This window comes from Streptomyces tendae, assembly GCF_008632955.1.
GTDB lineage: Bacteria > Actinomycetota > Actinomycetes > Streptomycetales > Streptomycetaceae > Streptomyces.
Genome location: NZ_CP043960.1, coordinates 37,285 through 64,101 on the forward strand (window position 1 = coordinate 37,285; position 26,817 = coordinate 64,101).

Below are 26,817 nucleotides of genomic sequence, written 5' to 3' on the forward strand. Positions count from 1 at the left end.
GCCCTCCGCACGGACCCACGCGCCCCTTCGAGGACAGGAACAGAAATGAACGAGGCCCCTCGCGCCTACGACGTGGTGGTCGTCGGTGCGGGCCCGGTCGGTGAGAACGTGGCCGACCGCGCTCACGCCGCCGGACTCAGCACCGTGATCGTGGAGCGTGAACTGCTGGGCGGCGAATGCTCATTCTGGGCGTGCGAACCCAGCAAGGCGCTGCTGAGACCCGTGATGGCGCGTGCCGACGCGCGCCGCGTTCCCGGTATGAGTCGCGCCGCGCAAGCGCCACTGGACCTGGACGCGGTCTTCGCGCACCGCGACAGGATGGCCGGCCACTGGAAGGACGACGACCAGGTCACCTGGCTCGACTCCGTCGGCGTCGACCTCGTCCGCGGTCACGCCAGGCTCACCGGCCCCCGTCGGGTGGCGGTGCACACTCCGGACAGGCGCACCGTCCTGCTGACCGCACGGCACGCCGTGGTCGTGTGCACCGGCACGGGTACCGCCCTGCCCGACATACCGGGGATCGACACCGTACGGCCCTGGACCAACCGCGAGGCCACCGGCGCCGACCTGGTACCCGGGCGCCTCGCCGTGGTGGGTGGTGGCGTGGTCGGTGTCGAGCTGGCCACGGCCTGGCAGGCACTCGGCGCCCACGTCACGCTGCTGGTCCGCGGAGAAGGGCTGCTGCGGACGATGGAACCCTTCGCCGGTGAACTGGTCGCGGCGGAGCTCCGCGAGGCGGGAGTGGACATCCGGACGGGTGTTGAGGTCACCTCCGTCGAGCGTCCGGACGGCACCGCAGGTCACGTCCGGATCACCCTGGCCGACGGTGCGGAACTGGCCGCCGACGAGATCTTGTTCGCCACCGGCCGTGCTCCACGGACGGCCGACCTTGGTCTTGAGACGGTCGGTCTCACCCCGGGCACGTGGCTCACGGTGGACGACACCTACCAGGTGACCGATGTCCCGGGCGGTTGGCTCTATGCCGTCGGTGACGTCAATCGACGGGCTCTGATGACTCACCAGGGCAAGTACCAGGCCAGGATCGCCGGCGCGATCATCGGCGCCCGCGCGGCAGGAGAGGCGCTCGACGTCTCCGACTGGGGCGCGCATACAGGCACCGCCGATCACCTGGCCGTGCCGCAGGTCGTGTTCACCACTCCCGAAGTGGCCTCGGTGGGTCTCACCACGCACGAGGCGCGCCGGACCGGCCGCAGGGTCGAGGTGGTGGACTACGACCTCTCTCTCCTCGCGGGCGCGCAGCAGTACGCCGCGGGTTACCGGGGACGAGCGCGCATGCTGATCGACACCGACCGTCGCACCGTCGCAGGCGTCACCTTTGCCGGACCGGGCGTGGCGGAACTCCTGCAGTCCGCGACGATCGCCGTCTCGGGCGAGGTGCCTTTGGACCGGCTGTGGCACGCCGTGCCCGCGTTTCCCACCATCAGCGAAGTCTGGTTGCGGTTGCTGGAGACATACCGGGACGAGGGTGGCCGGCCGTTGTAGCACGGGCGTAGCTGGCCCCTCACGCACGACTTCCAGCCGAGGGCGATGCGCGGGCAGCCGGTAGCGGAGGAGGTGCGGTGTACCGCAGTCCGTGTGGGCGGCCGGTGAACCGCGGTCGCCCACAGACGGCCTGTGTACCACCGCGCCCGGCCCGCGCGTCCGGTGCTGTCTCCTCGTCGACCGGGCCGTCGGCCGGGCCGGGCCTCGCTGACACCGCGCAGGCTTGCGCGGTACGTGCGGTCGGCTTCCTCGTCTCCCGGGTTCCTCATGCCTCAGCGGAGCACCCCCCTTAGGAGGGGGAACCGCTTCCGGCCTTCTGCACCGCCCCCGGCGCCGTGTGGCGGTCACCGCCGGCCCGATCCGTCTCCTCCGGCATCGCGTGCGGGAAGCCGATGCGCAGCAGGAACGCGGCAAAGGCGGCGGCCAGCACCACGGCGGCAGACAGGAGCAGAGCCTGGTGGTAGCCGTGGCGCAGGAGAGGCGACGCGACCAGCGGGCCGAGGATCTGACCCACCGAGTATCCGGCGGTCAGCGCTGCCACGGCCCGTGGGAAGCGCAGGTGGGCTCCCGTTCCCAGGGCCAGCGTGCTCACACCGATGAAGGTGGCGCCGAACAGCACCGCCGAGATCAACGCGGCCGCCACTCCCCCGGCCAGCGCGGGCAGGGCGATGCCCACCGCCTGCACGCCGAGGGCGGCCAGCAGGAGGTCCGGCCGGGACCAGCGGCGTCCCAAACCGGCCCAGAACGCGGAGGAAGGGATGGCCGCCAGCCCCACCAGCACCCACGCCCCGCTGCCGATCGAGCCGGGAAGGGTCTGATTGATGGCCGCGACCAGAAACGTACCGGCGATGATGTAGCCGATGCCCTCGAGTGTGTAGGACGCGAACAGCGCGCTGAACCAGCGGTGGTTCCGCGGCCCGCTCGGCCGAGGCTCCGTGCCCGACGCCGTCGGCGCCCGCCGGGCGGCCGGGTCCGGGCGAAGGCCCCAGGCGGCCAGCGTCAGCAGCACCGCCAGCGCAGCGGAGGCCCACCACGCACTCCGCCAGGTGCCCACCGCGCGCAGCACCAGAACGAGCAGGCCGGACAGCGCGATGCCGGCTCCGACGCCGCCGAAGGCCCAGCCGGGGAGGTGGGCCGGGTGTTCCCGCAAGTGGCTGAGGAGCGCATTGACGGCGATGACGAAGATCATCGCACTGAAGGCGCCCGCTACCAGCCGCAGGAGGAGCCAGACTGCGGTGCTCTGTGTCAGTGCCATTCCGGCCAGGGACGCCACCAGCGCGAGGAGGGAGCTCCGCAGCACGGTGGAGGAGCCGACCAGCCGCGGCACGAGGGTGCCGGCCAGGGCACCGATCAGATAGCCGACGTAGTTGGCGGTTGCGAGATCGGCGCCGGCGCCGGCCGACAGTCCGGCCTGCGTGTGCATCAGCGGAAGGATGGGCGTGTAGACGAACCGGCCGACGCCCATGCCTGCGGCGAGCGCGGCGGCGGCCTGGAGAACGTGCCGCCACGGTGAGTCTTGAGAGCTTCCCGCCGCACGTGGGCCGTACGGCCGGGGTGCTGCGGCGGGACCACGGGCCGGGCCGCCGTCCGCCGACTTACTGTTTCGCCTGCTTCCCATGCAGACAGGCTGCGCCCGTCGCCGTGCGGGTATCCAGGACCATGTTCCTCTCTGCTGGGAGTCCCGAGCTCACAGTCGCTGTCGCGAACGATCTCAGCAGTAATAGACGGTCGGTCGTATACTTGTGGTATGGGACGTACAAGCGAAGCAAAGAACAAGATCCTCCTCGCGGCCCAGTCGCTGCTGGGGCAGCGCGGCTACTCGAGCCTCGGTGTCGCCGAGATCTGCAAGGCAGCCGGGGTACCGAAGGGCAGTTTCTACTATTTCTTCGAGTCCAAGGAGGCTTTGGCGCTGGCCGTGATCGACATGCACTGGGCCGCCGAACGGCATGACTGGGAATCGATCCTGGAGGCCGACGACGAGCCCCTGCGGCGGCTGCGCCACTTGCTGGAGGCCACGGAAGCGCGACAGCGGGAAGGCCAGGGAAGTTACGGGGCCGTACTGGGCTGCATGTTCGGAAACCTCTCGCTGGAGATGAGCAATCAGGCCGATGCCATACGGTTGCGTCTGCAGGAGATCTTCGAGACCGAAGTGAACATGGTCGACGCGGTCATCCAGGAGGCTCAGGAACGTGGCGAGGTGACGTTGAGCGACACCCGGGACACGGCCCGCTCCGTGGTCGCACAACTGGAGGGGCAGGTGCTCTTCGCCAAGCTGTACAACAACCCCTCCCAGCTCGACACCCTCTGGCCGAGCTGCCGCGCGCTCCTGGGCGTTCACGACGATCAGGCAATCGCCGCCCTGGCCTGACAGCCCCGATGTGCCCGGTCGGCTTCGCGGGTGAGGAGACCTTCGGCCGGCGGCGGTGTGCCCGGAGGGTGACCGGTGAGGGACGAAGCGGCCCGGGAGATGGGGGACATCACGGTCAGCACGCCCACGATTCCGCCGAGCAGGAGTGCAACAAGAGGGATCCCGAAGTAGTCGCTGACGAGCCGGGAGCGGAGCCGGGCAACGCGAGGTCTCCCCGGCCCATGAACCACATGAAAAGGCGTGGGACCACCGTGACCCAGGAGGCAACCGTGTCGCGGGCCCCGGACCGACAGGCGAGGGACCCGTTGCCGATGTGGTGCGCAACGGGACCCTCGTGGTCGGGAAGCAGGCGTCAGGAGCCGCCGTTCTCCCAATGCTGGGTCACGGAGGTCGCCGTGACATCGTTCGCGTAGACCAGTGCCACGCGGTGGTTGTACTGGATCGTGTACATTTTCTTGGCGCCCAGGACGACCGTTCCGCTGCTCTTGAAGTAGTCGTCGGTGACGGCCGCGGCCTGGGTGGCGACGTACGCCTGGCCCGCCGGGACGGAATACATGCTGAGCGGGGCCTGCTTGGACGGGCTCAGGCCGGCCGGATATTCGGACACGTCCGGGTAACTCTGCCCGTAGACCGCCACGGGGGCGGTGGAGATGGGCCGGATGATCTTCACGCCGTAGCTGCGCTTGGCGTTCATGCCGTCAGGGTTGTGGAACCACACCTTCGCGCCGCTGTACCAGATGGCGGTCCAGTCCCCCTGTACCTCGGCGACGACGAACTGCTGTCCCGACTGGGCAGTGCCGCCCCAGTCGTTGATGCGGTTCGTGCCGGCGCCCGTGCCATGGATGGCCTGGTCGCCGAAGAGCGGCGCCGTCTCGCTCGGACCCGTCCGCAGATAGACGAAGTTGGACGCCTGCTGCTTGTCCGTGCAAGCGGTCGTCTCACCGGTCGGGTCGTCCGAGGGACAGACATGCACGGTCTGCACGTTGTCGGCGAACGTCGGAGCGATCGTCACCACCGAACCCACGGCGGGGACCCCGTGCAAGCCGCTGATCGGGCGGTCGAGCAACTGCATGAAGTGGCCCCAGTCCCAGCCGTTGCCCGGGTCCCAGTGCATACCGGACACATAGGCGTCGGCAGGTCCGGCAACGTTGTCATGACCCACGATGTGTTGACGGTCCAGCGGTATGCTGAACCGTTCCGCGAGGTACCTCACCAGCTCCGCCGTGGCCTCGTACTGCGCCTCGGTGTACCACTTGGCGCCCTGTACCGCGTAACCCTCGTGCTCGATGCCGATGGAGTGCAGGTTCGTGGAGTAGTTGCCGGCGTGGAAGGCGATGTCCTTCGTCGGCACCATCTGGGTCACCGCGCCGTCGGACGATCGCATCACGTAGTGCGTCGCCGCGGAGTTGGTGGGCTGGGCCAGCCCTCTGACACCGGCGTCGTACGTGGTCTCCAGGTCGTGGATGACGATGGTGTCGATCCGGATGCCATTGGCGGGCCGGTTGGCGACCTGAACACCCGCAGGCGAGCCAGGCACGAAGGTGCACTGCACCGTCGGCGGGCATTCCGTGGTGGCCACGTCCGATGCCTTGAGGTGCAGCCTGTCCACCTGCGAGGTGGCCGGACGGACGGCGGGTGTACCTTCCAGACGGATACGCTGACCGTCCTGGGTCACACCGGCGGCGCCCTTGCCGATCGTCTTGAAGACGCGGTCGGCGAAGGCCACCGCGGCCTGCTTCTGCGGCGACTGGCTGTAGCGGGCCACGGCGCCGTACCACTGGGACACGTCGGATGACGTACCGCCGGCCACCTGCTTCTGATACGAGGCGAGAAGGGCGGCACCGCCACGGATGTTCGCCACCGGGTCCTTGCGGAGGCTGTCCTCGGACATGCCGGTCAGCCTCGCGGCGGCCTGCAGCGTGTGCAAAGCAGGGTTCGCGGTCAGGGAGCCGAGGTCGGCACGGCCGGCTGCGCCGGCGTCGCCGCCGGCCATCATCTCCGGCGTGACGTCCGTGAGATGCATGGGGCCGAAGCCACCGTCGGCGCTGGGCATCGCGCCGTGCGCGTCCCAGCCGGATTCCTGGTACGCCACGCCGAGCAGGACATTGACGGGAATGTCGTACTCCGCCGCGGCGGCGGCGAAGTCCTGCTGTCGCGCCTCGGAGACGGCGCCCGCTCCGGTGTCGGCAAGGGCGGTGAACTGCACTGTGGCCAGACCGCCCGCGGCCAGCGCCCCCACCGCGATGACGAGGGGAAGTCGAAGTCGCCTTCTTCTCTTGTGCAAAATGCTGATCCTTATACGGGGTTGGACGGTCGTCGGCCGCGCCGCGACCAGGTCGTCGAGGGAATCGTGAGGCAACCCGGCACGCGGCGGGGAGTGACCGCCCTCCGGCCGCCCGGGAATACTCGGGCCACCCGATCGTGGGCGGCCGGCGCCGACCCGCGGGGACCCAACGCCGTACGCCAGGACGGCTCTCATGCCCGGGGGTTGCCCGATGCAGGAGGTCGCCCACTGTCTGGGGTGGGGGCGGGCTCCATAAGCACGACTCCACCTTTTGTTGCCCAGTCAAGTATTGCACAGAAACTGAGCGAGTCGTTGAGCTCGTGGGAGGCCCTGACGCATTCGCTCTCGCACAGCCTTCGCTGCGCCCACACTCTGCTCCGGCGTCAGGTATGACCGCAGGAGACACCGGTCTCGACGGCGTCATCGGCGCCTCCTTCTGGCCCTTCGTCCGCCGCAACAGGGCACTCGCGACCGTCTCCTGAAGCAGCCGGCCTTCCGCGGTCGGGCCGGTTGGCCCCGGCAGAAGACGCCGTCTGAGACAGGAGGGCACCCCCACTCCCCCCGGCGTCGGCGTCGGCGTCGGCGCAAGAGAGCCTCAATCACCGCTCCCCACCGCACCGGACGGGCAACAGCGGAAGCCGTGGGGCGGCGGACGTCAGGGCACGTGCTCACCGGCACAGGGGGAATCGCTCGGCCGTTTGCGCTACTCAGCCCCGGTGGTGGGAACTTCTGCGAGGGATCGCACCATTTCGGCCAGCCGTTTCCGGTCCCGGTTGGCAGCCTTCATGCTCAGGAAGCGCAGGAGGGTGAAGAAGGCGTCATCACTTTCGATGTTGCGGTCCAGAAGCATCGCAAGCGCTCCTGGCTCGTCGTAGGGAACCCGCCGTGCGCGCGGTTCATCACCGCGCGTACCAAGCGCGTCCGGCCGCGTGGTGACCGGAGTCACGGTGTCTGCCCGCGGCTCAGGCACAGCCCTGGAGGACGGCCCGGCCTCCGACACGTCATCCGTCTCCTCCGGCGCCTCCGGTTCCGGTTGACTCCCGACAGCCGTGCCGGTCGCTGTTGGCACATCGTCATTCACTGTCGCGGAGCGGGGCTCCTCGACCGGCCGTGGGGTGCCGCGGTCCTTCTTCTTGGCAGCCTCTTTTCTGGCGCGTTCGTCCTTCAGTGCCTGGAGGACCCTTTGCTGGTCCTCCGGGGGCTTGTTCCCCACCGCTCGCAGCAGATCAATGGGCTCCTCGTTGATCCGTGCCTGAAGCTCCGGAGTGAGGTTCAGCAGGGCGAGCCGCTGAGACACCCAGCCCTGCGAACGGTGCAGCCGCTTGGCCAGGGCAGTCTGGCTGCCGTGGATGGCCAGAAGCCGCTGCAGTGCTCGGGCTTCGTCGAGCTCTTCGAGGTCCTGTCGATGAATGTTGGCGACGAGGGCCGACTCGAGCAGTTCCTCGGAGGTGCTGCCCTCGTCGTCACTGACCATGACTTTGATCGTGGCCAGCCCTGCTTCGCGAGCCGCCGCGAGTCGGCTGCTGCCGTCGATCACGACGTAGGTGGTGTCGGGCTCGAGGTCTGCCTCGCGGTCCGGATTGGCCTTGAGGTAGGCGTCACGGTTCATCACGGTGATCGCCTGCTTCTGACCATGCGTCTTCAAACTTCCGGCGAGGTCAGTGAGGTCGCCCAGCGTGGAACGGGGGTTGTCGGGATTGGTGCTGATGCGGTTGAGGGGAAGCACCGAAGGTGGAGCGACGCCATCAGTGGGTACCCCCGTAGCGGCAGCGACCGCTTGACGGCGAGCGCTGACGGGCCGCGCTCCCCCACCGAAACGGCCGGCTCCCAGCTGGTCGGCCTTGCTCATGCGATCTCCCTGGCCAGTGCGCGCATGCCGATCGCCTGCTGGGACCTCGGAGCGTAGGACAGCAGCGGCTGCTTCATGCGAACCGCTTCCTTCTGCTCCTTGAGATCCCCGATGAGTCCGACTACGCGCGGATCCTTTATGTCGACCCACCCTTGAAGGGAGGAAGTGGCGATGTAGCCACGTCGTGAGTCGTACAGATTGACGACGATGCCGAGGTAGTCGACATCGATCTGCAGGTCACCGCGCAGGTCTTCGATCTGCGTGGTGAGCAGCTCGTAGGCGTCCGCCGAACTGTCCTCCGCCTGCACGACGATGAGAGCGCCCGACTGCCCGGGCTTCTCACCCTCACGGCGGCGTCCGTAGTAGGAGGCCGCGTCCATGCTCAGACCCAGGCTGGGCGGACAGTCGACGAGGATGACGTCGTAATCGGCTTCGAGCGGTGCCAGAGCACGTTCGAGCGCGGCCTCCCGGGCCCGCACCGCAGAGAGTCGTACATCAAGGAGAAAGGCATCGTTGCACGCGGGCAACAGGTGGAGACGGCCACCGAAAGCGGCGTCGTCGATGGAGACGACGAGGTCCCGCAGATCACCCTTGGGATCACCCGCCATGTGGTTGGTGAGGCTGTCACCATTCATCGGCAGGGGGCTCGCACCGAGTTGATTGGTCAGGTGGCATTGCGGATCGAAGTCGACGAGGAGCACTCGAAGACCCAGACCAGGCAGGTTCTCGATGTCGAGGGGGTCCCCGGTGACCTGGTCGTCCTGCCCCGCCTCACTGGCTCTCAGTGCCTTGGTCAGCGCCTTGGCAATCTGCACGCTGTGCAGCGTATTGGGGTCCTCCGCGAGCGCTTCACCGAGGCCGGCGGTGATGGCGGTCTTCCCGACTCCTCCCTTCTGGTTGCACACGATGATGCGTCGAGTGATCTCGGGGCGTTCGACGTCGGGCGCCGGATGCGTGTCGAGCCACAACTGGACGGACTGGGCCAGACCCTGGATCAGGGAGATCCGACGGTCGGCGACAACCTGCCGGAAGTCGTCCCACTGGCCCGGCGGAAGAAAGGTGGAGAAGGAGTCGGCACCGGACGTGTCGACAGAAGTCGTTGTCGAGGCGAGACCGCACCAGTCCCTGATGCCCTGTTCGACGGCTGCCTGAATCTCGATGCCCCGTTGTGCGGCTCTGATCTTGAGGTTCTGCCGGAGCCATCCCGGCAGTTTGGAGACGACCTTCTCGCGGTCGCTGGAAGTGGCTGGCGAACTCATGGGAGACACCTTACTAACGTCTTCGCTCCATCGCTGCAGCGACACGTTAGCAATCAGGAAGACGTGACGGACCAACCATCGCATAATCAGGCATACCTGGCCGGCCCTCAGCCAACGGCGCCTCCTATTACGACGTAATGGAGGACCCGTTCGGCTCACCTCTCTCCTGCGTCACCCCCTTCTCCTCTGCCGCCGTCGCCCCTCTCCCCCGCTCTCGACACCGCGGGGCGCGCCGTGGAGCCGCTTGCAGCACTCGAGGAGGACTCGTCTGGGCATGGACGGCAGCTATTACGCCGTAATAGGTCGGCCGCAGCGTCATACCTCAGCTCCCGACACCGGCTGCGAGCCGCGCCGGTCTCTCTGACGGGCCTACGCCGTTGAGCGCAAAATCGTTCCTGACGAAAAATCTGATGGCAGGTCAGAAACAGGTCGTCCGCAACGAGGCACGTCGCATTGCGTTGTCGTGCCTCTCAGCAGCGCACCTGTTCCCCCGGCGTCGCCTTGAACGCTGTTCCCCTCGTGCGCAGTCGAGCAGCCGAGGCAAACGTTCCGGAACCATCGGCTTACTGCCGACGTGAGCGGTTGGTTGAAGCAACGCTGGACTAGGGGCTGTCCGATGGGTCAGTCGGATGCGGTGATACTCCGGCATGAGTAGAGACGCCGAGGTCATCGTGCTTGCCCGTTGGTCGGACGAGGTGATCGAGCCGTTGCCCCAGGACGACCCGGAACGCACGTGGCGAGGTCGCTTCGTGCCGATGGCGGGGCACTGGGGCTACGAGTTCGGGTGGGCCCTGGAGTGCGAGAAAATGCGTGCCCGCAAGGGGTTCGTGGTCCCCACCGCATACAAGAGGGATCGCACGATCGTGGAAGCAACACACGCGACCGTCCAATCAACCGCAGCTGTGACATCCAAGTGCTGGTGAACTGCGCCAAGAGTCGGCGCCAGATCCGGTCGGCAGACTAGCGGCGAGAAGCGTTCGAACCGTCTCCCACGCCCACAGCTCAAACATCTCCCGCCAGGCTGTCCGACCGACACAGCCTCCGCAGATCCCGCTAACCACCTCTCGTGAGTCCCCTACTCGGCGTCCGGCAGTGTCAGGGTCGGACGTTCGGGGTCCCGGCCGATGGAACGATCAGTTCACCTGCAGCCCGGCCTGACCCCGTCGATGTGCTGCCTCGTGCCCCTGCTGAGGGGACGGTCCAGTCCCTGCATATGACCGGCGAGGTGTCCCCCTGGGGGAATGTCGCCAGGCGACTCCACTATTACGACGTAATAGGCAGGCTGCCAGTGCGGAGCCGCTCGCAGGTGATCTGCCGCTGATGGAGGCTGGGGGAGGTGGGACGGCGCCGGGGGGAGTCATCGGCGTTCATTGCTGAGGTGTTTGCTTTTGGAGCCACGGCAGGATCAGCGGCGGCGGGATGAGTGTCATCCGCGAGGTCTGGCTGATGCTGGACGGCCGACCCAAGTCCATCCGGCCGATGGCCGAGCGTCTGCCGGACGGGGGCACGCAGGCCCTGCAGCAGTTCGTGAGCCAGTCTCCGTGGGGCCCGCTGCCGGTCAGACAGCGGATGGCCGAGAGGTTGTCCGGAGTTGTCAGGCCCGAGGTGTGGGTCATCGACGAGGTGTCGTTCCCCAGTGCGGCAAGCCATTGGTGGGAGGCCCGCTAGTGCTGCGGAGCGGGTAGGGAAGCGAGCGAACTGCCAGGTCGCAGTCAGTGACTATGCCGCCAACGACACCGCTTCGTGCCCGTGGGAGTGGCAGTTGCATCTGCCGCGTGAGTGGACGAACGAACCGGACCGTGCCTGCGGCGCAGGAGCCTCATGGACATGGTGCACCGGGAGAAGTGGCGTCTCGCGCTCGGCCTCCTGGACACACTCGCCGAATGGCACTTGAAGGCGCCAGTTGTGGTCGCCGATGCCGGCTACGGCATCAGCCCCCCGTTCCGGCTCGCTCTCCAGGAGCCAGGGCCGTCCTACGTCTGGCCATGACCGGGAAGAAAATCGCCCACCTCGAAGGCTGCCCCGGCCGCTAAGCATGCTTACGGCGGACTCACACCGCCCTTCCTTGCCCGCCTGCGCGAACCGCGATGACTTCGCGGTTCGCGGTGCTGACAGTGCGGCCCGCGGGCAAGCAGTACCTGGCCCAGCCCAGGAGGTGTCGGCGGCCGCAACGGGTAGGACAGCGTCCTGCCCGTCCGGACACTCCGCGTCGGATGGCCGGAGGGCCAGAGCTCTCCGACGGACTACCAGATATCGCACCTGCCTGCCACCACCCCGGCACTGAACTGACGCGGTGGGCGAAGACGCGGTAGCGGATCCAGCACGACTACCGCGAACTCAACACCTCTAGGGCCTGGACCACTTCGAAGGCCGTACCTGGCACAGCTGGCACCACTGCGGCACTCTCGTCACCGTCACTCAGGCTTCCTCATCCTCCTGCGGCTGGACCCACGACTCAGTTTCCGGCCTGGCCTGTCTCTCTGTACCCACAGCAGATCCAGCGCCGGGCCAGACGCTGCCAGATGCCCATTACGACGTAATAGACACCTGGCAGCAAGGCACCTGAGGCAACGGGGGAGTGGACCTCAGACGTCGACCAGTACCTTCGTCGAGGTGTCTCACGGACACCTCATTACGTCGTAATGGCAGAGGTCCCTCGTGTAGGCATCTCATGCGCGGCTAGGCCGATTCGTTTGGATCAACTGATCGTTGGTCTGGGTGTGCCGTTGACTGACGTGCAGTGGGCGCGGATCGAGCCGTTGTTGCCAGATCGGACGCCGCAGCGGGGTGGCCGGTGGCGGGATCACCGTGAGGTGATCGATGCGATTGCCTGGAAGTTCCAGACCGGATCGCAGTGGGTCCACCTGCCCAAGAAGTACGGAACTGGAGGGGCGTCTACAACAGGCTGCGGATGTGGGCCATCGACGGCACCTGGGAGCGGGTGTTCACCGCACTCATCGCACAGGCCGATGCCGAGGAAGACCTTGGTTGGGCCGTCTCGGTCGACTCCACTGTCGTGCGCGCGCACCAGCACGCAGCCGGCGAGCCCGATGACAATGCCATCGGCCGTTCTCGTGGTGGACTGACCACGAAGATCCACCTCGCCTCTGACGCTCACTGTCGGCCACTGGCCTTCGTGCTCACCGCCGGACAGGCCGGTGACGCGCCCGTCTTCGCTCACGTCATGGCCCGCCTCCGCGTCCCTCGGCAACGAGGACGTCCCCGTACCAGGCCGGACGTGGTCCTGGCCGATAAGGCGTACTCTTCACGCGCGATCCGCGAGCACCAAGCGCGGAATCCGGGCGGTCATCCCCGTTCCGGCCGATCAACGCGGCCACCGGCTGCGGCGCGGCAGCCAGGGCGGTAGGCCACCCGCCTTCGACCGCGAGGCGTACAAGCAGCGCAACACCGTCGAACGCTGCATCAACCGCTTGAAGCAGTGGCGGGGCCTCGCCACCCGCTACGAGAAGACCGCAACCATCTACCTGGCCGGACTCTACGTCGCTGGCATCTTTCTTTGGTCTGCCAGGCCAACGGCTCAGGAGCAGGAGTGAAGCGCATCGTCCCAGGCGCCAAGGCTGCGGTAGTGATTCTTGTGCCCGGCGGCAAGTACGTGGCGCAGTTCGGCAAGGTGCTGGGTGTTCGTGGGGAGATCCAGCTGGCCGAGGAAGGTCAGTGCGGCAGTCGGCTCCAGGTCGCCGTAGACGTCGTGGAAGCTCGCCAGAAGGCCGCGGAAGAGGGCCGAGTGCAGGGCAGGAAGTCGCATGGCGGTGCGGTACGTCAGCTCCTTCACCGTCCAGCGCACCGAACCCGAACACTCCAGAACCCGACGGGCTCGGCGGAGCAGGGCCTCCGATCGCTCGGCCACTATCCGGTCGATGTCGTTGCCGAGAACCTCGGCGAAGGCCGTCGCGGAAGTGGCGTGGTCCTCGAACCAGTCCACCCACAGCGAGTAGGTGACGGCCTCAGAGTCCCGGTCCGCCTCCAGTCGCTGACGGTAGCCGTCCCACATCACGTCGGCTGGCAGGGGACCCTCCGCACCCTCGTTCGCGAACCGAATCTCGCACGTGACCCAGTACTCGTCGAGGAGGTCCAGCAGCCCGAAAGCCAACCTCACCTGGCCGTCTGCATCCAGGTCTTCGGCGAACACATCACCGGCCCAGGAGTGCGCTACCTCGTTGGCGGTGAGCAACGCGTCCGGCTTCTCGTCGCTCACCCACCCATGGCGCACCTGGCTGACACCCTGATCAGCCAGCCAACGCCGCGCTGCCTCCTCGGCTTGCATCTCCACTCGGGAAGTATGACAAGCCTTGCAAGATCCAAACGAAACGGCCTAGCTCACGTCTCATCTAGTGGCCGGCCATTACGACGTAATAGCCAGGGGGCACCTCGCTGGCCTGACTCTAGGCCCTCACCGGGGCACGGCTGCTACTAGGAGGCTGCCCCACTCCCTGGCCGTACTGCGACATGGCACGTATCGCCGCCCGCAGATATCGGTTGGGGCGGAGCACTTGGGTCGCAGTTCGGCATCCTCGTTCAAGGTCAGCTCACCCCTCTGGCAAGAGCCAGTGCGCCGGAAACGCAAGCTGATGGTGTCGTGCAGTAGCTCTCTCCTGAGCACGCTGCTCAGCCAGTCGGTGCATGGCAATCTGGGACTCGCCCCGGAGACGTCGAGCCTTGTTGAACACGGCGCTCAAGGTGTTCATCGCACAAGCAGGCGCGCCAGTACTACCTACTCCACACCAGCCGAACGAGCGTCAGTGACTGCCTTGCCATGTTGCACGTCCACGTGTTCCCGGAGGTACACCCCAGAGGAAGACGCCTGTCAGAGCTGCCTTCCGCTGCTCCGCAGGCACACGACGCAGTGAGAACGCAGGCCTGCCGGGGTGGAGGGGTGCCGCGCAGATCTCATCGTCGGCAGACATTGCCTCCACGCTGGAGGCCTCCGCATCCTGCTTCACAGGGGGTCGGTCGTTAGGCGGTCGCTCCATGAGGGCGATCCACCATGCCTGGCTGAGCTGACGGACGTTTCCTGGTTCCTGTATTACGACGTAATAGCTCACCACCGCAAGCCGTCACCACCTGAGGCGGGGCCGCCTCACCGGGCCACGCGTCACTACCCCGGTTCTGGTCTGATGCCGGTCGGCCGTAACCGGTACGACGATTGAGCCGTTCGGAAAGGTGCGAGCGTCAAGCCGTGGGTCAGGGACGACGAGTTGTGGACGATGCTCGAGCCGGTCCTGCGTCCTGGCCCGAGCACTCGGCCAGACCCAGACCAGTGCGCGACGGGCCATGCCTGCAGGGCATCGCGTTTGTGCTCTACACCGGGATCCCGTGGCCGCCGCAGCTGCCATTGGGCAGCCTGGCTAGCGGCTCCGGCCAGACCCGCTAGCGGCGCCTGGAGCGATGGCGGGTAGCCGGGGTCTTCGACAAACTGCACCGGATGCTGCTGTCGGAAAGGTCATCACCACCGCGGCCAACGTCAACGACGTCACCCCGACCCTCGCCCTGGTCGAGAGTCCCGCCAATCGCCGACCACGTCGGCCACCCCCGCAAGCGCCCCGACGCTCTCCTGAGCGACAAGGGCTACGACAGCAACCCCAACCGAAAGGAACTGCGGGGGAGCAGACGTTCGCCCTGTTGCACCAGTTCAAGCGCCTCGCCGTCGAATGGGAACATCGCGACCTCCACGACGCCTTCGCCTCGCTCACCTGCGCCCCTATCTGCTGGAGGAGACTCTGGAAGAGATACCTTGATCGTCCTGCGGCGAAGGCCACGGCGGAGAGGCGGGACCGGTGTCCGAACAAGTGGTGAGGCCACGCGAGGTCCTGACCCAGGACGAGGTCCGACTGCTGCAACGGGCTCTCGGTGAATGGGGTGGGCCCGCTCGGGGCGGCGATGAACTCGCCTTCGCGGGCAATCCAGCGAAAGCCGGCCAGGACCGTGAGCGCCTACGTCGGAAAGCGCCCGAACGCGTGGTCAAGATCGTGTTACGAGTTCTCAGGGCCGGCGGCAGCCCGCGTGGTAACGCACAACGGAGTGCGGGAGCTCCCTTGGTTTGGGTTCATGATCTGCGCCGACTGCACGGCGGTACGCCTCACTGGCGTAGGTGGTGCAGGGAATGAGGGGCTCGCTCGCTCGGACAGAGGTCTCCCGCCAGGAAGCGGCAACGCACTCCGGAAATGATCGACCGGCCAGGGCTTGGCGACCCGGCTGTCACTCGCTGCCTGTGAGGCCAAACGCTCCAGAGAACTGTCAGCAGGCACGACCTAAGGAATGTGCTGGACAGGTCGCAAGAGAACAGCGTTCGCAAAATCGTCCCTGGACAAGACTCTGATGGCTTGTCAGATGCCTGCTCGTCCGTCGGCACCAGCAAGTCCTCAGCAGCCTCCAAGGCTTGTTTGGTCCCGTGATGTGCCTCCATACCCGGTGCACCGCAGTGGGGGAGGATTGTTACATCCCCTGACCTCCGACCAGACCCCACTCAACACCCGGGAGCCAGGAGAAGTCTCCCTGGTTACCGCCTTCTACGGTTCCGCAATGGGGCTCGGCCTCCGGGTCCGGCAGGACTTCTCCCTCCTGTTGCTGATGGTCGGGGGAGTGGTGTCACCAGGCTAGGAGGCGTCGACAGGCCGTTGATGAGGGGAGAGAAAGCACCACACCCAGGCTTGGCCCAGGGCGGAGGCCGTACTGTCCCGTCCTGCGGTCCTCAGCACTCTGCTCGCCCAGGGGCGGCGCCGCAGGTGACCCCGGCCTGGGTCGGCGCGGTCGACTGCACCATTGTCCACGTCCACCAGCACATCGCTGAAGCCCGTCAAGAGAGGCCCGGTCCGCGGGCCGGTCGAGCAGGCCGGCCGGGCGCTCCGGCTGCGGTTCGACCACGACGCTTCACCTCGCCGCGGACAGCCACCGCCTGGCCGCTCGCTTCCGTGCTCACGCCTGGCGAGCAGGCGACGCACCGGAAAGCACCTTTCTCAGCCTGGAAGTGTCTCCAACGCCAGCTCTTCGATCTCCTGTCCCCACCCTGTTCTCCCCGCCCAGGACACGGGACCCCGGCTGGTCGGGGGAGTGGTATCCATCTGTGTTGGGCTCGACCGGCTCCCCACCACAGGGGTCAGCCCGGAACCTGCCAGCGGGGGAGGGGAGGCTGGTCGCTCGTCCGCGTCCGCAGACCTGTCCAGGGAAGGCACCCGCAGGAACTGTAGGGTCGCTGCGTTGCCTTCGGGCAGGGCATGACCAGCACGTCGTCCCGCAGAACCGAGCAAGCCTGATGGCCTTCGTCGAGACGGTTCCCGACCTTCGGTCGCTTTGGTCGCTTCGGTCGCTGCGATGCACTCGGTTCTGAGACTGGAGAACAGCGACTCAGCGACTCTTCAGTCGCTGCCCTCGGTCTCAGTAAACGTGCAGGTCAGAGGCATGATCAAGACGAGACAGCGACTGAAGCGACTGAAGTTTCGGGTATATGAAGACATTCGCGTGTGCGCGTGTGCGTCATATATAGCAAGCTTCAGTCGCTTCAGTCGCTGTTAGTTCAGCTGTATGCTGCTTGACCTGGGCTTTTTCTCTGGACGCAGGAGCAGCGACCGAAGCACTCTCAGTCGCTGCCGCGCCGGTACGGTCGCTGCTGGCTGCCGTTCGGACGGTTCGTCGACACGGTGCCGCAGCTCTTCCGCATGGGCTCCATGACCGCACCGGCCGCATTCGCTAGGCTAAGTTCATCGTTGAGTCGCTTCGGTCGCTGATTGGGGAACAAATGCCCGCTGAGCTGCGGTTTTCTCGCAGCGACTCAGGCGAGCTCGCTCCGCGGCACTCAGTCGCTGACCTTGCCCTTGCCACGGCCCGCTGGTGTGCGCGCCGTGGCTGGCCCGTCCACCCCCTGGCTCCGGGCCGCAAGACCCCGGCCGCCAACTGCAGCGACTGTCGCGCACATCCCCATGCGCCGTCCGCCTGCCCCTGCATCCCTGCAGGCAGGTGGTGTCACGGCTTCCACGCCGCAACCCTGGACCAGGACCGTATTCAGCGCTGGTGGCGGACCAATCCACAGTTCGGCATCGGGGTCTCGTGCGGTCGAGCCGGCCTGGTGGTCATCGACATCGACGCACACCTCGTCCAGCCCCCCACACGCGACCGGATCCTTCCTGGCATCCCCATTGCCGAGCACATCGATCTCACCGGGCTGTCCAACGGATTCCACACGCTCGCCGTTCTGGCCGCCCTGCGGGGGCAGCCAAGCCCGGCGGAGGACACATCCACGCTGAGGGTGCGCACCCCGTCAGGGGGCCTGCACGTCTGGTACCGGGCCGGGGACCACCGGCGCTGGCAGTCGTCCGTCGGTTCCAGTTCCGGACGAGCGTTGGCCTGGCAGGTGGACGTCCGAGCCCATGGAAGCTACATCATCGCTCCCGGCACCTCGACGCAGCAGGGGGCGTACAGGCCCGTCGGGGACGTCCGCGAACCGGCACCCCTTCCGCTCTGGCTGAGCCAGGAGCTCGAAAGGACGGGTCACCTGCCCGCTGCCAGCATTCCCGCTCCCCGTCCCGTCCCCCCTCGGGCCAGGCAGGCCGTGCTGGCTGCGGGGGGACGGCAAGAGCCTCAGCTCCTCGCCTCCGTCCTGGCTCCCGTGGAGAGTTGTGGGCAGGTGGCCGAGGGAGCCGGGTTCTCGGACGCCCTCAACCGGGCTGCGTACACTCTGGGAGGGCTCATCGCGGCGGGCCGACTGCCGCAGGAAGAGGCCGAACGCGTCCTGAAGGAAACCGCGATCACAGCTCGCCCCGGACAGGAGCACCGCATCGAACAGATCGTTCGCAGCGGTCTCACCGCAGGTCTCAAACGCCCGCTCTACGACAACGGGAGGCGCCCATGACGGCGCCGCGGCCCGAGGCCCTCTTCGAATTCGACCCTGAAGCCGTAGCCGCTCAGATCCGCGCCCAGGGCACCGCCGCCGTGCCCCGGCCTACGCAGGCCGAGAACGGCAGGACCCTTGTCGGCGAGGCGACGGCCGACGGTTTGCTTCCCGACACCCTGTCCGACCGAGGCAATGCCAAGCTGTTCGTCAAGCTGTATGCCAACGACTACCGGCACGTGCCCGGTATCGGCTGGTACCGCTGGGACACCACGCGTTGGCAGATCGACGAGGACGACACCGTCCTCTGGGCTGCCGGCGATCTGGCGGAGAGCATCGCCACACACGACCCCCGGGGGACTTTCACGACGAGTGCCCTGCAAAATCACCGTCGCCGTGCGCTGTCCACCGCAGGCATCAACGCCATGCTCTCGCAGGCCAAATCCGCTCCCGGGATGGTTCTCAACGCGGCCCGCCTCGACGCGGACCACTACGCGCTGTGCACCCCGGTCGGCATCGTCGACCTGCGCACCGGGATGCTGAAGACGCCCGATCCGAACAAGGACTTCCACTCCCGGTCCACCACGGTGGGGCCCCTGCACACCGTCACGCCCCGTTGGGAGAGGTTCCTCACGGACACCTTCGGCGACGATGCCGAAGGCCGGGAGATGATCGACTACCTGCAGCTACTTCTCGGCTATTCGCTCACAGGTGATGTGGGTGGCCAGGTCTTGCCGTTCCTTTTCGGGTCCGGCAAGAACGGTAAGTCGGTCCTCCTGGACGTTCTGATGAAACTCCTCGGTGACTACGCTGACGCTGCCCCTCCAGGCTTTCTCATGGCGCGTCCGTACGAAGGCCACCCCACCGACCTGGCTGAGCTGCACGGCCGGCGCGTCATCGTGTGTTCGGAGGTCAAGCCCGGTGACAAGTTCGACGAGGCCCGGGTCAAGTTGTTGACCGGCGGGGACCGCATCAAGGCCCGTCGCATGCGCCAGGACTTCTTCAGCTTCGAACCGACCCACAAACTGTGGCTGTTGGGCAATCACCGTCCCGAAGTCGGCACCGGCGGCTTCGCGTTCTGGCGCCGTATGCGTCTGATTCCCTTCGAGCGAGTCGTGCCCGACCACCGGAAGATCGACAATCTCGCCGATATCCTCGTCACGGAGGAGGGGCCGGGGATCCTGGGCTGGCTCATCGACGGCGCGCGCCGCTACCTCGCGGGTGACCGTGACCTCACCGGCCCCGAGCGCGTCCGCATCGCCACCACAGCCTACGCGGAGACCGAGGACCACACCGGCCGGTTCTACGAAGAATGCTGTGTACTCGGCCCTGAGTTGCGAGCGGAGCAGACGGCGCTCTACGCGGCCTACAAGACGTGGTGCCAGAATGAAGGAGCGCCGGTCATGACCTCGAGGGCCTTCGCTGCTCGTACGCGGGAACTCGTAGGGCTGGCTTCGCCGAAGGAGATGATCCTGTCCAATCAGCGCAAGCATTACCCGGGCATCGGACTGCTCGACGACCAGGAAAGGGCTGCAGGCGCATGAGCTCCCTGATCACTGAGGACGAGATCAGCCACGAAACACAGCTCGTCTGGCTGGAAGACGTAAACGACCTCGACTACGTCCGTCAGAGCCTGGACAGGCTCCCCACCCGCAAGGGCAAGCCCGCCTATCACCGTGACGGCCGCATGGTGGGCTACGCCCTCCTGAACACCACCGCCAAGGCGTCCCGCGCCTCCGGAACCTTCCGCCGCCGGGTCTTCTGGCTCCTGCCGCATGATCGGGACAGCCAACCCGACGGGCTGTACGCGAAGAGCGCTCCCGCCGAGGCGGTCGACCCCCGGACGTTGGAGCCGCGTGTGAAGGGCTACAAGACCGAGCGCTCCGAAGGAGGTCCGCCGTCCAGCGCCATGCAGCAGCTGGGCATAACGCTGCCCTTGTGACGAGGCCGGCCACCCTCGTCATGTCACGGCCCCGACGTCCCGACGATGAGCATGAGAATGCCGAACGGGACCACGTACTGGGAAAGACGTGGTCCCGTCGTCTGTGGGTGGGATTGTGCGGGCCGTTGCTCAGGCGGCTGTGAGGTCCAGCACGACGCGGAAGCGGGCCTTGCCCGAGAGCATGCGCTCGTATCCCTCTGCGGCCTGAGTGAAGGGGATGACCTCGACGCTGGGCCTGATGTCGTGCGCCAGGCTGAAGGCGAGGTTGTCCTCGTTCTCGATGGAGGACCCGGTCAGACTGCCCATGACAGCGCGGGTGCCGAAGATGAGGTCCGGGGTGGCGATCGTCAGAGGGTCGGGTGCCGCCCCGACCACGACCAGGCTCCCGTTCGGGGCGAGGCCGCGAACAAGAGGGTTCATGGACGCGCCGCTGGAGGACGTGGTGACGATGATCGAAGCCCCGCCCAGGGCAGCGAGTTCGGTCCCGGGGTCGGTGCTTGAGCTGTCGATGTACTCGTGTGCGCCCAGACGCCGGGCGTACGTCTCCTTTTCCTCGCCGCGCGCGATCGCGACGACACGGTAGCCGAGGCTGCGCGCGTACTGCACGGCCAAGTGGCCCAGACCGCCGATGCCCTGCACGGCGACGAGTGCTCCGGCCCGGGCAGGCCCCCGCTGGAGGGCGGTGAAAGTGGTCAAGCCCGCGCAGAGCAGGGGAGCGGCGTCCGTCGCGGAAATGCCGTCGGGAATGCGCACGAGCCCGCTGGCTCGGGCATGGACGACCTCGGCGTAGCCACCGTCGACCGTGGTGCCGGTCTGTTCCTGGTTGGCGCAGTTGACGAAGTCACCCCGTCGGCACGGCTCGCATTCCCAGCAGTGCCCGTTCAGGAAACCGACGCCGACGCGGTCGCCGGGTCGCCAAGCGGAGACTCCGGCGCCGACCGCGTCGATGACACCCACGATCTCGTGACCCGGGACGATGGGACGCGAGGGGTCTTCGCGCAGGCCCTCGATGGCCAGGACGTCGGTGTGGCAGATCCCGCAGGCTTCGACTCGCAGACGCACCTGTCCAGGTGCGGGGTCGGTCAGATCGCGCTCGACAAGGTGAAGGTTGTGGACGCCGGTCGCTTCGAAGGCCCGGTATGTTGACATGCTCACTCCTGATGTTCCTTCGGCCGGACAAGCAGAGACGAACCGGTCTCGCACCGGTGGCTTCTTCACCACATCACGATGGGCGTGCGACCGCCTCCGTCGGCGACAGCAAGCAAAATGACCAGTCGACTTGAACCTTATCCCATGGTGCCGCTCCCACCGTGCGGAGGGGGCAGGGACGACGGGGGAGCCCTCCATCAGCAATGGCGCACGATCGGGGAGATCGTGTCCGAGTAAACTGGTGTGGTCGGTCATCTCTGCGTCCGCCGGTTCCAGGTCCCGTCCTGTCCTCGGCGTCGTGCTCCCGCGGCGCGGTGGCACGCACGACGTGACGATGCGGGATTCCAAGGAGGCCAGAGCCATGGGGCGAGCGTCTAAGCGTGAGGACATCGCCGAGGCGGCGTTCCAACAGTTCCACGCGCGAGGTTTCAACGCGACAGGGATCAACGACATCACCAAGGCTGCGGGGGTTCCCAAGGGTTCCTTCTACAACCACTTCTCCAGCAAGGAGGAGAGCGCCCTTGAGGCGCTGAGCCGGTACGCGGACTCGCTGCGTTTCGACATGCTCACCGCGCCGGGCAGCCCCCCGCTGGACAGGCTTCGCGCCCATTTCGAGTTCTTGAGTCGAGACGTCCTGGACAACGGTTTCGTCCGCGGCTGCCTGGTGGGCAATTTCGGCGCGGAGGTGGCTGATCACAGTGAGGAGATCCGCTCCGCCGCGAAGAGGGGCTTCGACGGGTGGGCCGAGCGGTTGCGGCAGCTGCTCACCGAGGCGCAGGAAGCCGGCGACCTCAAGGATTCCCTCGATGCTGAGACAACCGCACTGTTCATCCTCAGCGCCTGGGAAGGGGCGCTGATCGCGGCGAGGGTCGACAAGTCCGCAGCGCCTGTGGAGGCGTTCTTCCGGACCGTCTTCGAGGTCGTCCTGCGCTAGTCACGCGGTCGCCGCCCTGGCGGCGACCGCCGTGCCCCGGATCGCACTTGCGCCAGGGGGTACGGGGGAGCGAGGCGGGGCCGGCCGACGTCTGCGGCCGGCGGGAACGGCAGCTCGCGACACCCACGTCGGGCCCTTGAAAATCGACGCTTGACGTTAGGCGACCGGTCGTCTAGTTTAGGAGACCGGTCACCTAGTGGTGGTCGGCCCGACTCGTCGAAGGAACGCTTTCATGTCCACTCCCGTCAAGCTCGCTGTCGTGTACTACTCCTCCACCGGCACCATCACGGAGATCGCCAAGGAACTCCACGACGCCGGTGTGAAGACCGGCGCCGAGGTCCGCCTCCTCAAGGTCGCCGAACTGGCGCCCCGTGCCGCCATCGAGTCCAACCCCGCTTGGGCCGCCAACCACGCCGCCACCGCCGACATTCCGGAGGCAACCGCCGCCGACGTCGAGTGGGCCGACGCCATCATCTTCGGCACGCCGACCCGCTTCGGCAACGTGTCGTCGCAGCTGAAGCAGTTCATCGACACGCTGGGTGGTCTGTGGGCCGAGGGCAAGCTTGCCGACAAGATCTACAGCGGCTTTGTCTCCTCGGCCACCGCGCACGCCGGCCAGGAGTCGACCCTCCTCGCCCTCTACAACTCGATCCACCACTTCGGCGGCCTCACGGTCACGCCGGGCTTCACCGACCCGAACAAGTTCACCGACGGAAACCCCTACGGCACCTCGCACGTCGACGCGCAGGGCGCCAACCCGGTGGACGATGTCACACGTACCGCCGCCCGCATCCAGGCCGAGCGTGTCATCAAGATTGCGAGTGCCATCAAGGCAGCTGCCTGACACCGGACCCTGTGGGGCCGGCCATGGTTCGTCCGCTTGGTCGGCGGAACCTGGGTCTGGATCGCCGCGTACGGAGACTCACCCCCATGAGCCCTCCGACGCCCGCCCCGGTGCGGACCCGGGTGTCGCCCGGAGAGAACGGGCGGATCATGTAGGTGCCGAGCCGCCCATGCGGGCGGCAGGCAAGGTAAGGCTCCGTGGCCGGTGCTTGTGCTCGGTACCGCCGTCACCAGATCAGAGAGGAATGGATCATGAAGGAGTTCATGGTCGAACTCACCACTGTCGTTCCCGAGGGGACCGACCCGGCGGAGGTTGACCGGCGTCGGGCCGCCGAAGCAGTGCGTGCCGGGGAGCTGGCAGCTCAGGGGCGCTTGTTCCGGTTGTGGCGCCCGGTGGGAGAGCTTCGCAGCGTCGGCATCTGGCTCGCCGACGACGAAGCGGATCTTCGCGCGAACGTTCTCGGGAGCCTGCCTTTGTGGCCCTGGATGAGCGCAGTGATCACGCCACTGCAGTCCCACCCGAACGATCCGGGCCGGGCCGCCTGACCTCCTGGGTGCGACCCAAGTCGCCAGGACCGATCCAGAGGTGGCCAGGTTCCGCCTCGATGAACGGGAGTACCTGATGCAGAGCACAGAGACACATCGGAGCACCCTGCGCGGTGTCATGGACCGTTGGAAGACAGGGGTCGACACACACGCGCCGCAGGACGTAGCCGAATGCTTCACCGACGACGCGATCTTCCAGGGACTGCATCCGTACAGCGTCGGACGCTCAGGCGTCGCTGAGTACTACGCATCCCAGCCGCTGGGCCTGACGGCGGCCTACGAGGTCCTCGAAACCCGCGAGCTGGCCGACGACGTCCTCCTCGGATACCTCGGCGTCGACTTCTCCTTCGTCGACCGCCCGACCATCTCCGTCAACCTCAGCATCGTGCTCAGGCGCGTTGACGGGGAGTGGCTGATCGGCCATTACCAGGTCTCCAAGCTCGGCTGACAGAGAAGGACGGGGATGACCTCCCCGCCACCGCGACGCCGGCCGGGCAGCGACCCGGCAGCCGGCCCAGCCGGCCAGGCGATGACCGAGTAGGCGAGACAGCCATCAAGGGCCCCTGAATGAGCGGCCCGTCAACGGGCACAACCCACGGGGACAGCTCCGCCTCCTCACGGCGCCCGTGTCCGTGCACGTCGCTCGAGTGGCTCTCCGCATGGGCGTCGGCTGCACGAAGACACCAGGACACAGCGGAGACGACCACCGCGCCCCCGGCAGTGAACGCCTCGGTTCACCACATTGCTGATCCTGATGGTGGCGCGTGTCGGCAGCCGGGGACATATCCATGGCCGGCAGTCCAAGGCATCTCGAGTGCTCCGCGCCGGGCGGTCCGCCGCTGAGCCTTGTTCCGGCATTCGCCGGACGGCTTACGCCGTAGATCCTTGGGTGGACGGGGTTCAAGGGACGGCGTCCGTGCGGCATCGCCCGCTTCGCCCCTCGCCGGTGAGGCGGCCGCCTGAACGCCCGCTGCCCCTGCCTTCTTCTTCTTGGTACGGTCATGTGCCCCAGGGAGTGAGCGGGGGCTGTGCCACTGAGGCGCCGCGGCGGGCAGGTTGGGCGCACAGGGCCAGTAGCAAGCCGATTCGGGTGGCGGAGGCTCAAGCCCAGCACCGTTTCAGGTCTACTTGACGCGTCAAGCAAGTGCGATATGCTTGACACGTCAAGTAATGCTCTCAGGGTAACCGCTGGGAGCGGCCCCGGGAGGAGCCATGGGAGTCAACGCCTTCGAGATCGGGCTGAACTCTTTCGGAGAGGTCGCCACCGACAACGGCAGGACGCTCGATGACGCCGAGACCGTCCGTCTCCTCGTCGAGGAGGCCCGGCTGGCCGAGGACTCCGGGGTGGACGTCTTCAGTGTCGGTGAGCACTACCGGCCGGGCCACGTCGACAGTGCTACCCCTGTCCTGCTTTCCGCCATGGCCACCGCCACCGAACGCCTGCGCCTCGGCACCTCGGTCACCGTGCTGAGCACCAATGATCCTGTGCGGCTCTACCACGAGTTCGCGACGCTCGACGCAGTGTCGAACGGCCGCGCCCAGCTGGTTCTCGGGCGTGCCTCGGCCACGGAGTCCTTCCCCCTGTTCGGTTACGACCTCACCGACTACGAGCGACTCTTCGACGAGAAACTCGAACTCTTCATGCGTTTGCAGCGGGAGGAGAAGGTGACGTGGACCGGTGCGACCCGGCCCCCGGTCATCGAACAGGTCCTGCGGCCGCGGATGCGCCCGGGCGGGATTCCCACCTGGATCGGTGTGGGCGGCAGCCCCAACTCCGTCGTCCGGGCCGCCCGCCATGGGTTGCCCATGATGCTGGCCGTCGTCGGCGGACGTCCCCAGCGCTTCCGCAGTCACGTGGAGCTCTACCACCGAGAGCTCCGGCAGGCCGGGCACGATCCGCAACCGGTCGGACAGCACTCGCTGGGGCTCATCGCGGACACCGACGAGGAGGCGGTCGAGACCTGGTGGCGGTACTGGGAACCGGTGGTGCGCCAACTCTCGGAGGAGCGCGGCTTCTACCCGCCGGACCGGGCACGCTACGAGGCCGAGCTCGAGCACGGGGCGCTCTTCGTCGGATCCCCGGAGACCGTCGCACGCAAGATCGCCACAGTGGCCCGTGACCTTCATCTGAGCCGCTTCGACCTCAAGTACGACGTCATGCACCTGCCCCGTCAGGCCCGGGCCCGCTCGATCGAGCTGCTGGGCCGCGAAGTCGCCCCTCGGGTGCGCGAGATACTCAGTAAGGAACCCACACATGTCTGAACTCGTATTCGGTCTGGACACGTTCGGTGACGTGCCCCGGGACGACTCGGGTGCGCTCGTCTCGCACGCCAGGTCCATCCGGCAGACCGTCACCGAGGCCGTACTCGCGGACGATCTCGGCGTGGACGTGCTGGCACTCGGTGAGCACCACCGCCCGGAGTACTCGGTCAGCACCCCCGAGACCGTTCTCGCCGGCATCGCCACCCGCACCCAGCGCATCCGCCTGTCCTCAGGCGTCACGGTCCTCAGCTCCGACGACCCCGTGCGGGTTTTCCAGCGGTTCGCGACACTCGACGCGCTCAGCAACGGGCGGGCCGAGGTCATCCTCGGCCGCGGCTCCTTCACCGAGTCGTTCCCCCTGTTCGGCTACGACCTGGCCGACTACGACGTGCTCTTCGAGGAGAAGCTCGACCTCTTCGTGCAGTTGCTGAAGGAGGAGCCCGTCACCTGGAAGGGCACCGTGCGGGCCGCCCTCGACCACGCGGAGGTCTATCCGACGACCGAGTCGGGACACCTGACGACCTGGGTAGGCGTCGGTGGTTCGCCCCAGTCGGTCGTGCGTACCGCTCGGCACGGTCTGCCCCTGATGATCGCCATCATCGGCGGTTCCCCCGCCCGCTTCGCCCCCTACATCGACCTCTACGAGCGCGCCACGGCGCAGTTCGGCACCACGGCCCACCCGGTCGCCATGCACTCTCCCGGCTTCGTCGCGGACAGTGACGAGGAGGCCCGCGCTGCGCACTGGCCGGGCTACCGGGCGATCCGTGACCGGATCGGCGCGCTGCGCGGGTGGCCGCCGGTACGCCGAGAGGAGTACGAAGCCGAGATCGCACACGGCTCCCTGTACATCGGTTCGCCCGAGACGGTTGCGCGCAAGATCGCCGGCACTGTACGGGAACTCGGCGTCGGCCGGTTCGACCTCATCTACACCGCCGGTACGCAGTCGATCAGTGACCGCCTTCGTTCCGTCGAGCTCTACGGCACGAAGGTGATCCCCATGGTCCGCGACATCCTCGCCGACCGGCGTGCGTAAGGA

The 26,817-nt window shown here is 67.1% G+C and carries 18 protein-coding genes and 2 pseudogenes; 14 read left to right on the forward strand and 6 right to left on the reverse strand.

What is annotated here, in order from left to right:
- Positions 1 to 45: 45 nt before the first annotated feature.
- Complete coding sequence (locus tag F3L20_RS31850; protein WP_150157596.1) at positions 46 to 1,503, forward strand: dihydrolipoyl dehydrogenase family protein; 1,458 nt, start codon at positions 46 to 48, stop codon at positions 1,501 to 1,503.
- A gap of 289 nt (positions 1,504 to 1,792) precedes the next feature.
- Here the strand turns inward: F3L20_RS31850 and F3L20_RS31855 are convergent, their stop codons facing one another.
- Positions 1,793 to 2,968, reverse strand: coding sequence for a YbfB/YjiJ family MFS transporter (locus F3L20_RS31855; RefSeq protein WP_150157597.1), 1,176 nt, complete (start codon positions 2,966 to 2,968; stop codon positions 1,793 to 1,795).
- A gap of 282 nt (positions 2,969 to 3,250) precedes the next feature.
- Here F3L20_RS31855 and F3L20_RS31860 point away from each other — a divergent pair, with 282 nt between their 5' ends.
- A complete protein-coding gene (locus tag F3L20_RS31860; protein WP_150157598.1) occupies positions 3,251 to 3,871 on the forward strand; it encodes a TetR/AcrR family transcriptional regulator in 621 nt (206 codons plus the stop codon).
- 352 nt (positions 3,872 to 4,223) lie between these two features.
- Here F3L20_RS31860 and F3L20_RS31865 read toward each other — a convergent pair whose 3' ends face one another.
- The 3 genes from F3L20_RS31865 to F3L20_RS31875 all read right to left on the reverse strand — a co-directional run bounded on the left by F3L20_RS31865 (position 4,224) and on the right by F3L20_RS31875 (position 9,263).
- Positions 4,224 to 6,155: an N-acetylmuramoyl-L-alanine amidase gene (locus F3L20_RS31865; protein WP_150157823.1), complete on the reverse strand. Its 1,932-nt coding sequence runs from the start codon at positions 6,153 to 6,155 to the stop codon at positions 4,224 to 4,226.
- Between the two features lie 703 nt (positions 6,156 to 6,858).
- Positions 6,859 to 8,004, reverse strand: coding sequence for a ParB/RepB/Spo0J family partition protein (locus F3L20_RS31870; protein WP_150157599.1), 1,146 nt, complete (start codon positions 8,002 to 8,004; stop codon positions 6,859 to 6,861).
- Positions 8,001 to 9,263 (reverse strand): ParA family protein, encoded by a 1,263-nt coding sequence (locus tag F3L20_RS31875; RefSeq protein WP_150157600.1) that lies wholly within the window; start codon positions 9,261 to 9,263, stop codon positions 8,001 to 8,003. The genes F3L20_RS31870 and F3L20_RS31875 overlap by 4 nt, the downstream gene beginning before the upstream one ends.
- A 1,419-nt stretch (positions 9,264 to 10,682) precedes the next feature.
- On the opposite strand from F3L20_RS31875, the gene F3L20_RS35350 reads away from it, so the two are divergent.
- The 3 genes and pseudogenes from F3L20_RS35350 (at position 10,683) to F3L20_RS31890 (ending at position 12,817) form a co-directional block, all read left to right on the forward strand.
- On the forward strand, positions 10,683 to 10,931 hold the full coding sequence (locus F3L20_RS35350; protein WP_276615878.1) for a transposase: 249 nt from the start codon (positions 10,683 to 10,685) through the stop codon (positions 10,929 to 10,931).
- Positions 10,900 to 11,252 (forward strand): annotated as a pseudogene (locus tag F3L20_RS35775) (transposase). The gene F3L20_RS35350 and the pseudogene F3L20_RS35775 overlap by 32 nt, the downstream one beginning before the upstream one ends.
- Before the next feature lie 716 nt (positions 11,253 to 11,968).
- A pseudogene (locus F3L20_RS31890) lies at positions 11,969 to 12,817 on the forward strand (IS5 family transposase).
- Here F3L20_RS31890 and F3L20_RS31895 read toward each other — a convergent pair.
- Positions 12,802 to 13,548 (reverse strand): hypothetical protein, encoded by a 747-nt coding sequence (locus tag F3L20_RS31895; protein ID WP_167534757.1) that lies wholly within the window; start codon positions 13,546 to 13,548, stop codon positions 12,802 to 12,804. The pseudogene F3L20_RS31890 and the gene F3L20_RS31895 overlap by 16 nt on opposite strands.
- A 3,468-nt stretch (positions 13,549 to 17,016) precedes the next feature.
- On the opposite strand from F3L20_RS31895, the gene F3L20_RS31900 reads away from it, so the two are divergent.
- Genes F3L20_RS31900 through F3L20_RS31910 form a run of 3 tightly spaced genes read left to right on the forward strand, consistent with a single transcriptional unit; the run spans position 17,017 to position 20,047 of the window.
- The gene (locus F3L20_RS31900) at positions 17,017 to 18,126 is read left to right on the forward strand and encodes a bifunctional DNA primase/polymerase (RefSeq protein WP_150157603.1); all 1,110 of its coding nucleotides are present in this window, start codon (positions 17,017 to 17,019) and stop codon (positions 18,124 to 18,126) included.
- Complete coding sequence (locus tag F3L20_RS31905) at positions 18,123 to 19,649, forward strand: DNA primase family protein (protein WP_145828894.1); 1,527 nt, start codon at positions 18,123 to 18,125, stop codon at positions 19,647 to 19,649. Before F3L20_RS31900 ends, F3L20_RS31905 begins: the two co-directional genes overlap by 4 nt.
- Positions 19,646 to 20,047 carry a DUF6009 family protein gene (locus F3L20_RS31910; protein WP_145828893.1) on the forward strand — a complete coding sequence of 134 codons (402 nt, stop codon included), beginning with the start codon at positions 19,646 to 19,648 and terminating at the stop codon, positions 20,045 to 20,047. Before F3L20_RS31905 ends, F3L20_RS31910 begins: the two co-directional genes overlap by 4 nt.
- A gap of 129 nt (positions 20,048 to 20,176) precedes the next feature.
- Here the strand turns inward: F3L20_RS31910 and F3L20_RS31915 are convergent, their stop codons facing one another.
- Positions 20,177 to 21,196 carry an alcohol dehydrogenase catalytic domain-containing protein gene (locus F3L20_RS31915; RefSeq protein ID WP_150157824.1) on the reverse strand — a complete coding sequence of 340 codons (1,020 nt, stop codon included), beginning with the start codon at positions 21,194 to 21,196 and terminating at the stop codon, positions 20,177 to 20,179.
- Positions 21,197 to 21,557: 361 nt separating this feature from the next.
- On the opposite strand from F3L20_RS31915, the gene F3L20_RS31920 reads away from it, so the two are divergent.
- The 6 genes from F3L20_RS31920 (at position 21,558) to F3L20_RS31945 (ending at position 26,814) form a co-directional block, all read left to right on the forward strand.
- Positions 21,558 to 22,130 (forward strand): TetR/AcrR family transcriptional regulator, encoded by a 573-nt coding sequence (locus F3L20_RS31920; RefSeq protein WP_206338956.1) that lies wholly within the window; start codon positions 21,558 to 21,560, stop codon positions 22,128 to 22,130.
- 232 nt (positions 22,131 to 22,362) lie between these two features.
- Positions 22,363 to 22,974, forward strand: a complete 612-nt coding sequence (wrbA, locus tag F3L20_RS31925; RefSeq protein WP_145828890.1) for an NAD(P)H:quinone oxidoreductase — start codon at positions 22,363 to 22,365, stop codon at positions 22,972 to 22,974.
- A gap of 251 nt (positions 22,975 to 23,225) precedes the next feature.
- Complete coding sequence (locus tag F3L20_RS31930) at positions 23,226 to 23,519, forward strand: muconolactone Delta-isomerase family protein (protein WP_145828889.1); 294 nt, start codon at positions 23,226 to 23,228, stop codon at positions 23,517 to 23,519.
- 76 nt (positions 23,520 to 23,595) lie between these two features.
- Entirely contained in the window at positions 23,596 to 23,967 is a 372-nt protein-coding gene (locus F3L20_RS31935; RefSeq protein WP_150157605.1) for a hypothetical protein, read from the forward strand.
- A 764-nt stretch (positions 23,968 to 24,731) separates the two neighbouring features.
- Positions 24,732 to 25,781 (forward strand): LLM class flavin-dependent oxidoreductase, encoded by a 1,050-nt coding sequence (locus F3L20_RS31940; protein WP_150157606.1) that lies wholly within the window; start codon positions 24,732 to 24,734, stop codon positions 25,779 to 25,781.
- On the forward strand, positions 25,774 to 26,814 hold the full coding sequence (locus F3L20_RS31945) for an LLM class flavin-dependent oxidoreductase (RefSeq protein ID WP_150157607.1): 1,041 nt from the start codon (positions 25,774 to 25,776) through the stop codon (positions 26,812 to 26,814). The genes F3L20_RS31940 and F3L20_RS31945 overlap by 8 nt, the downstream gene beginning before the upstream one ends.
- Positions 26,815 to 26,817 lie beyond the last annotated feature (3 nt).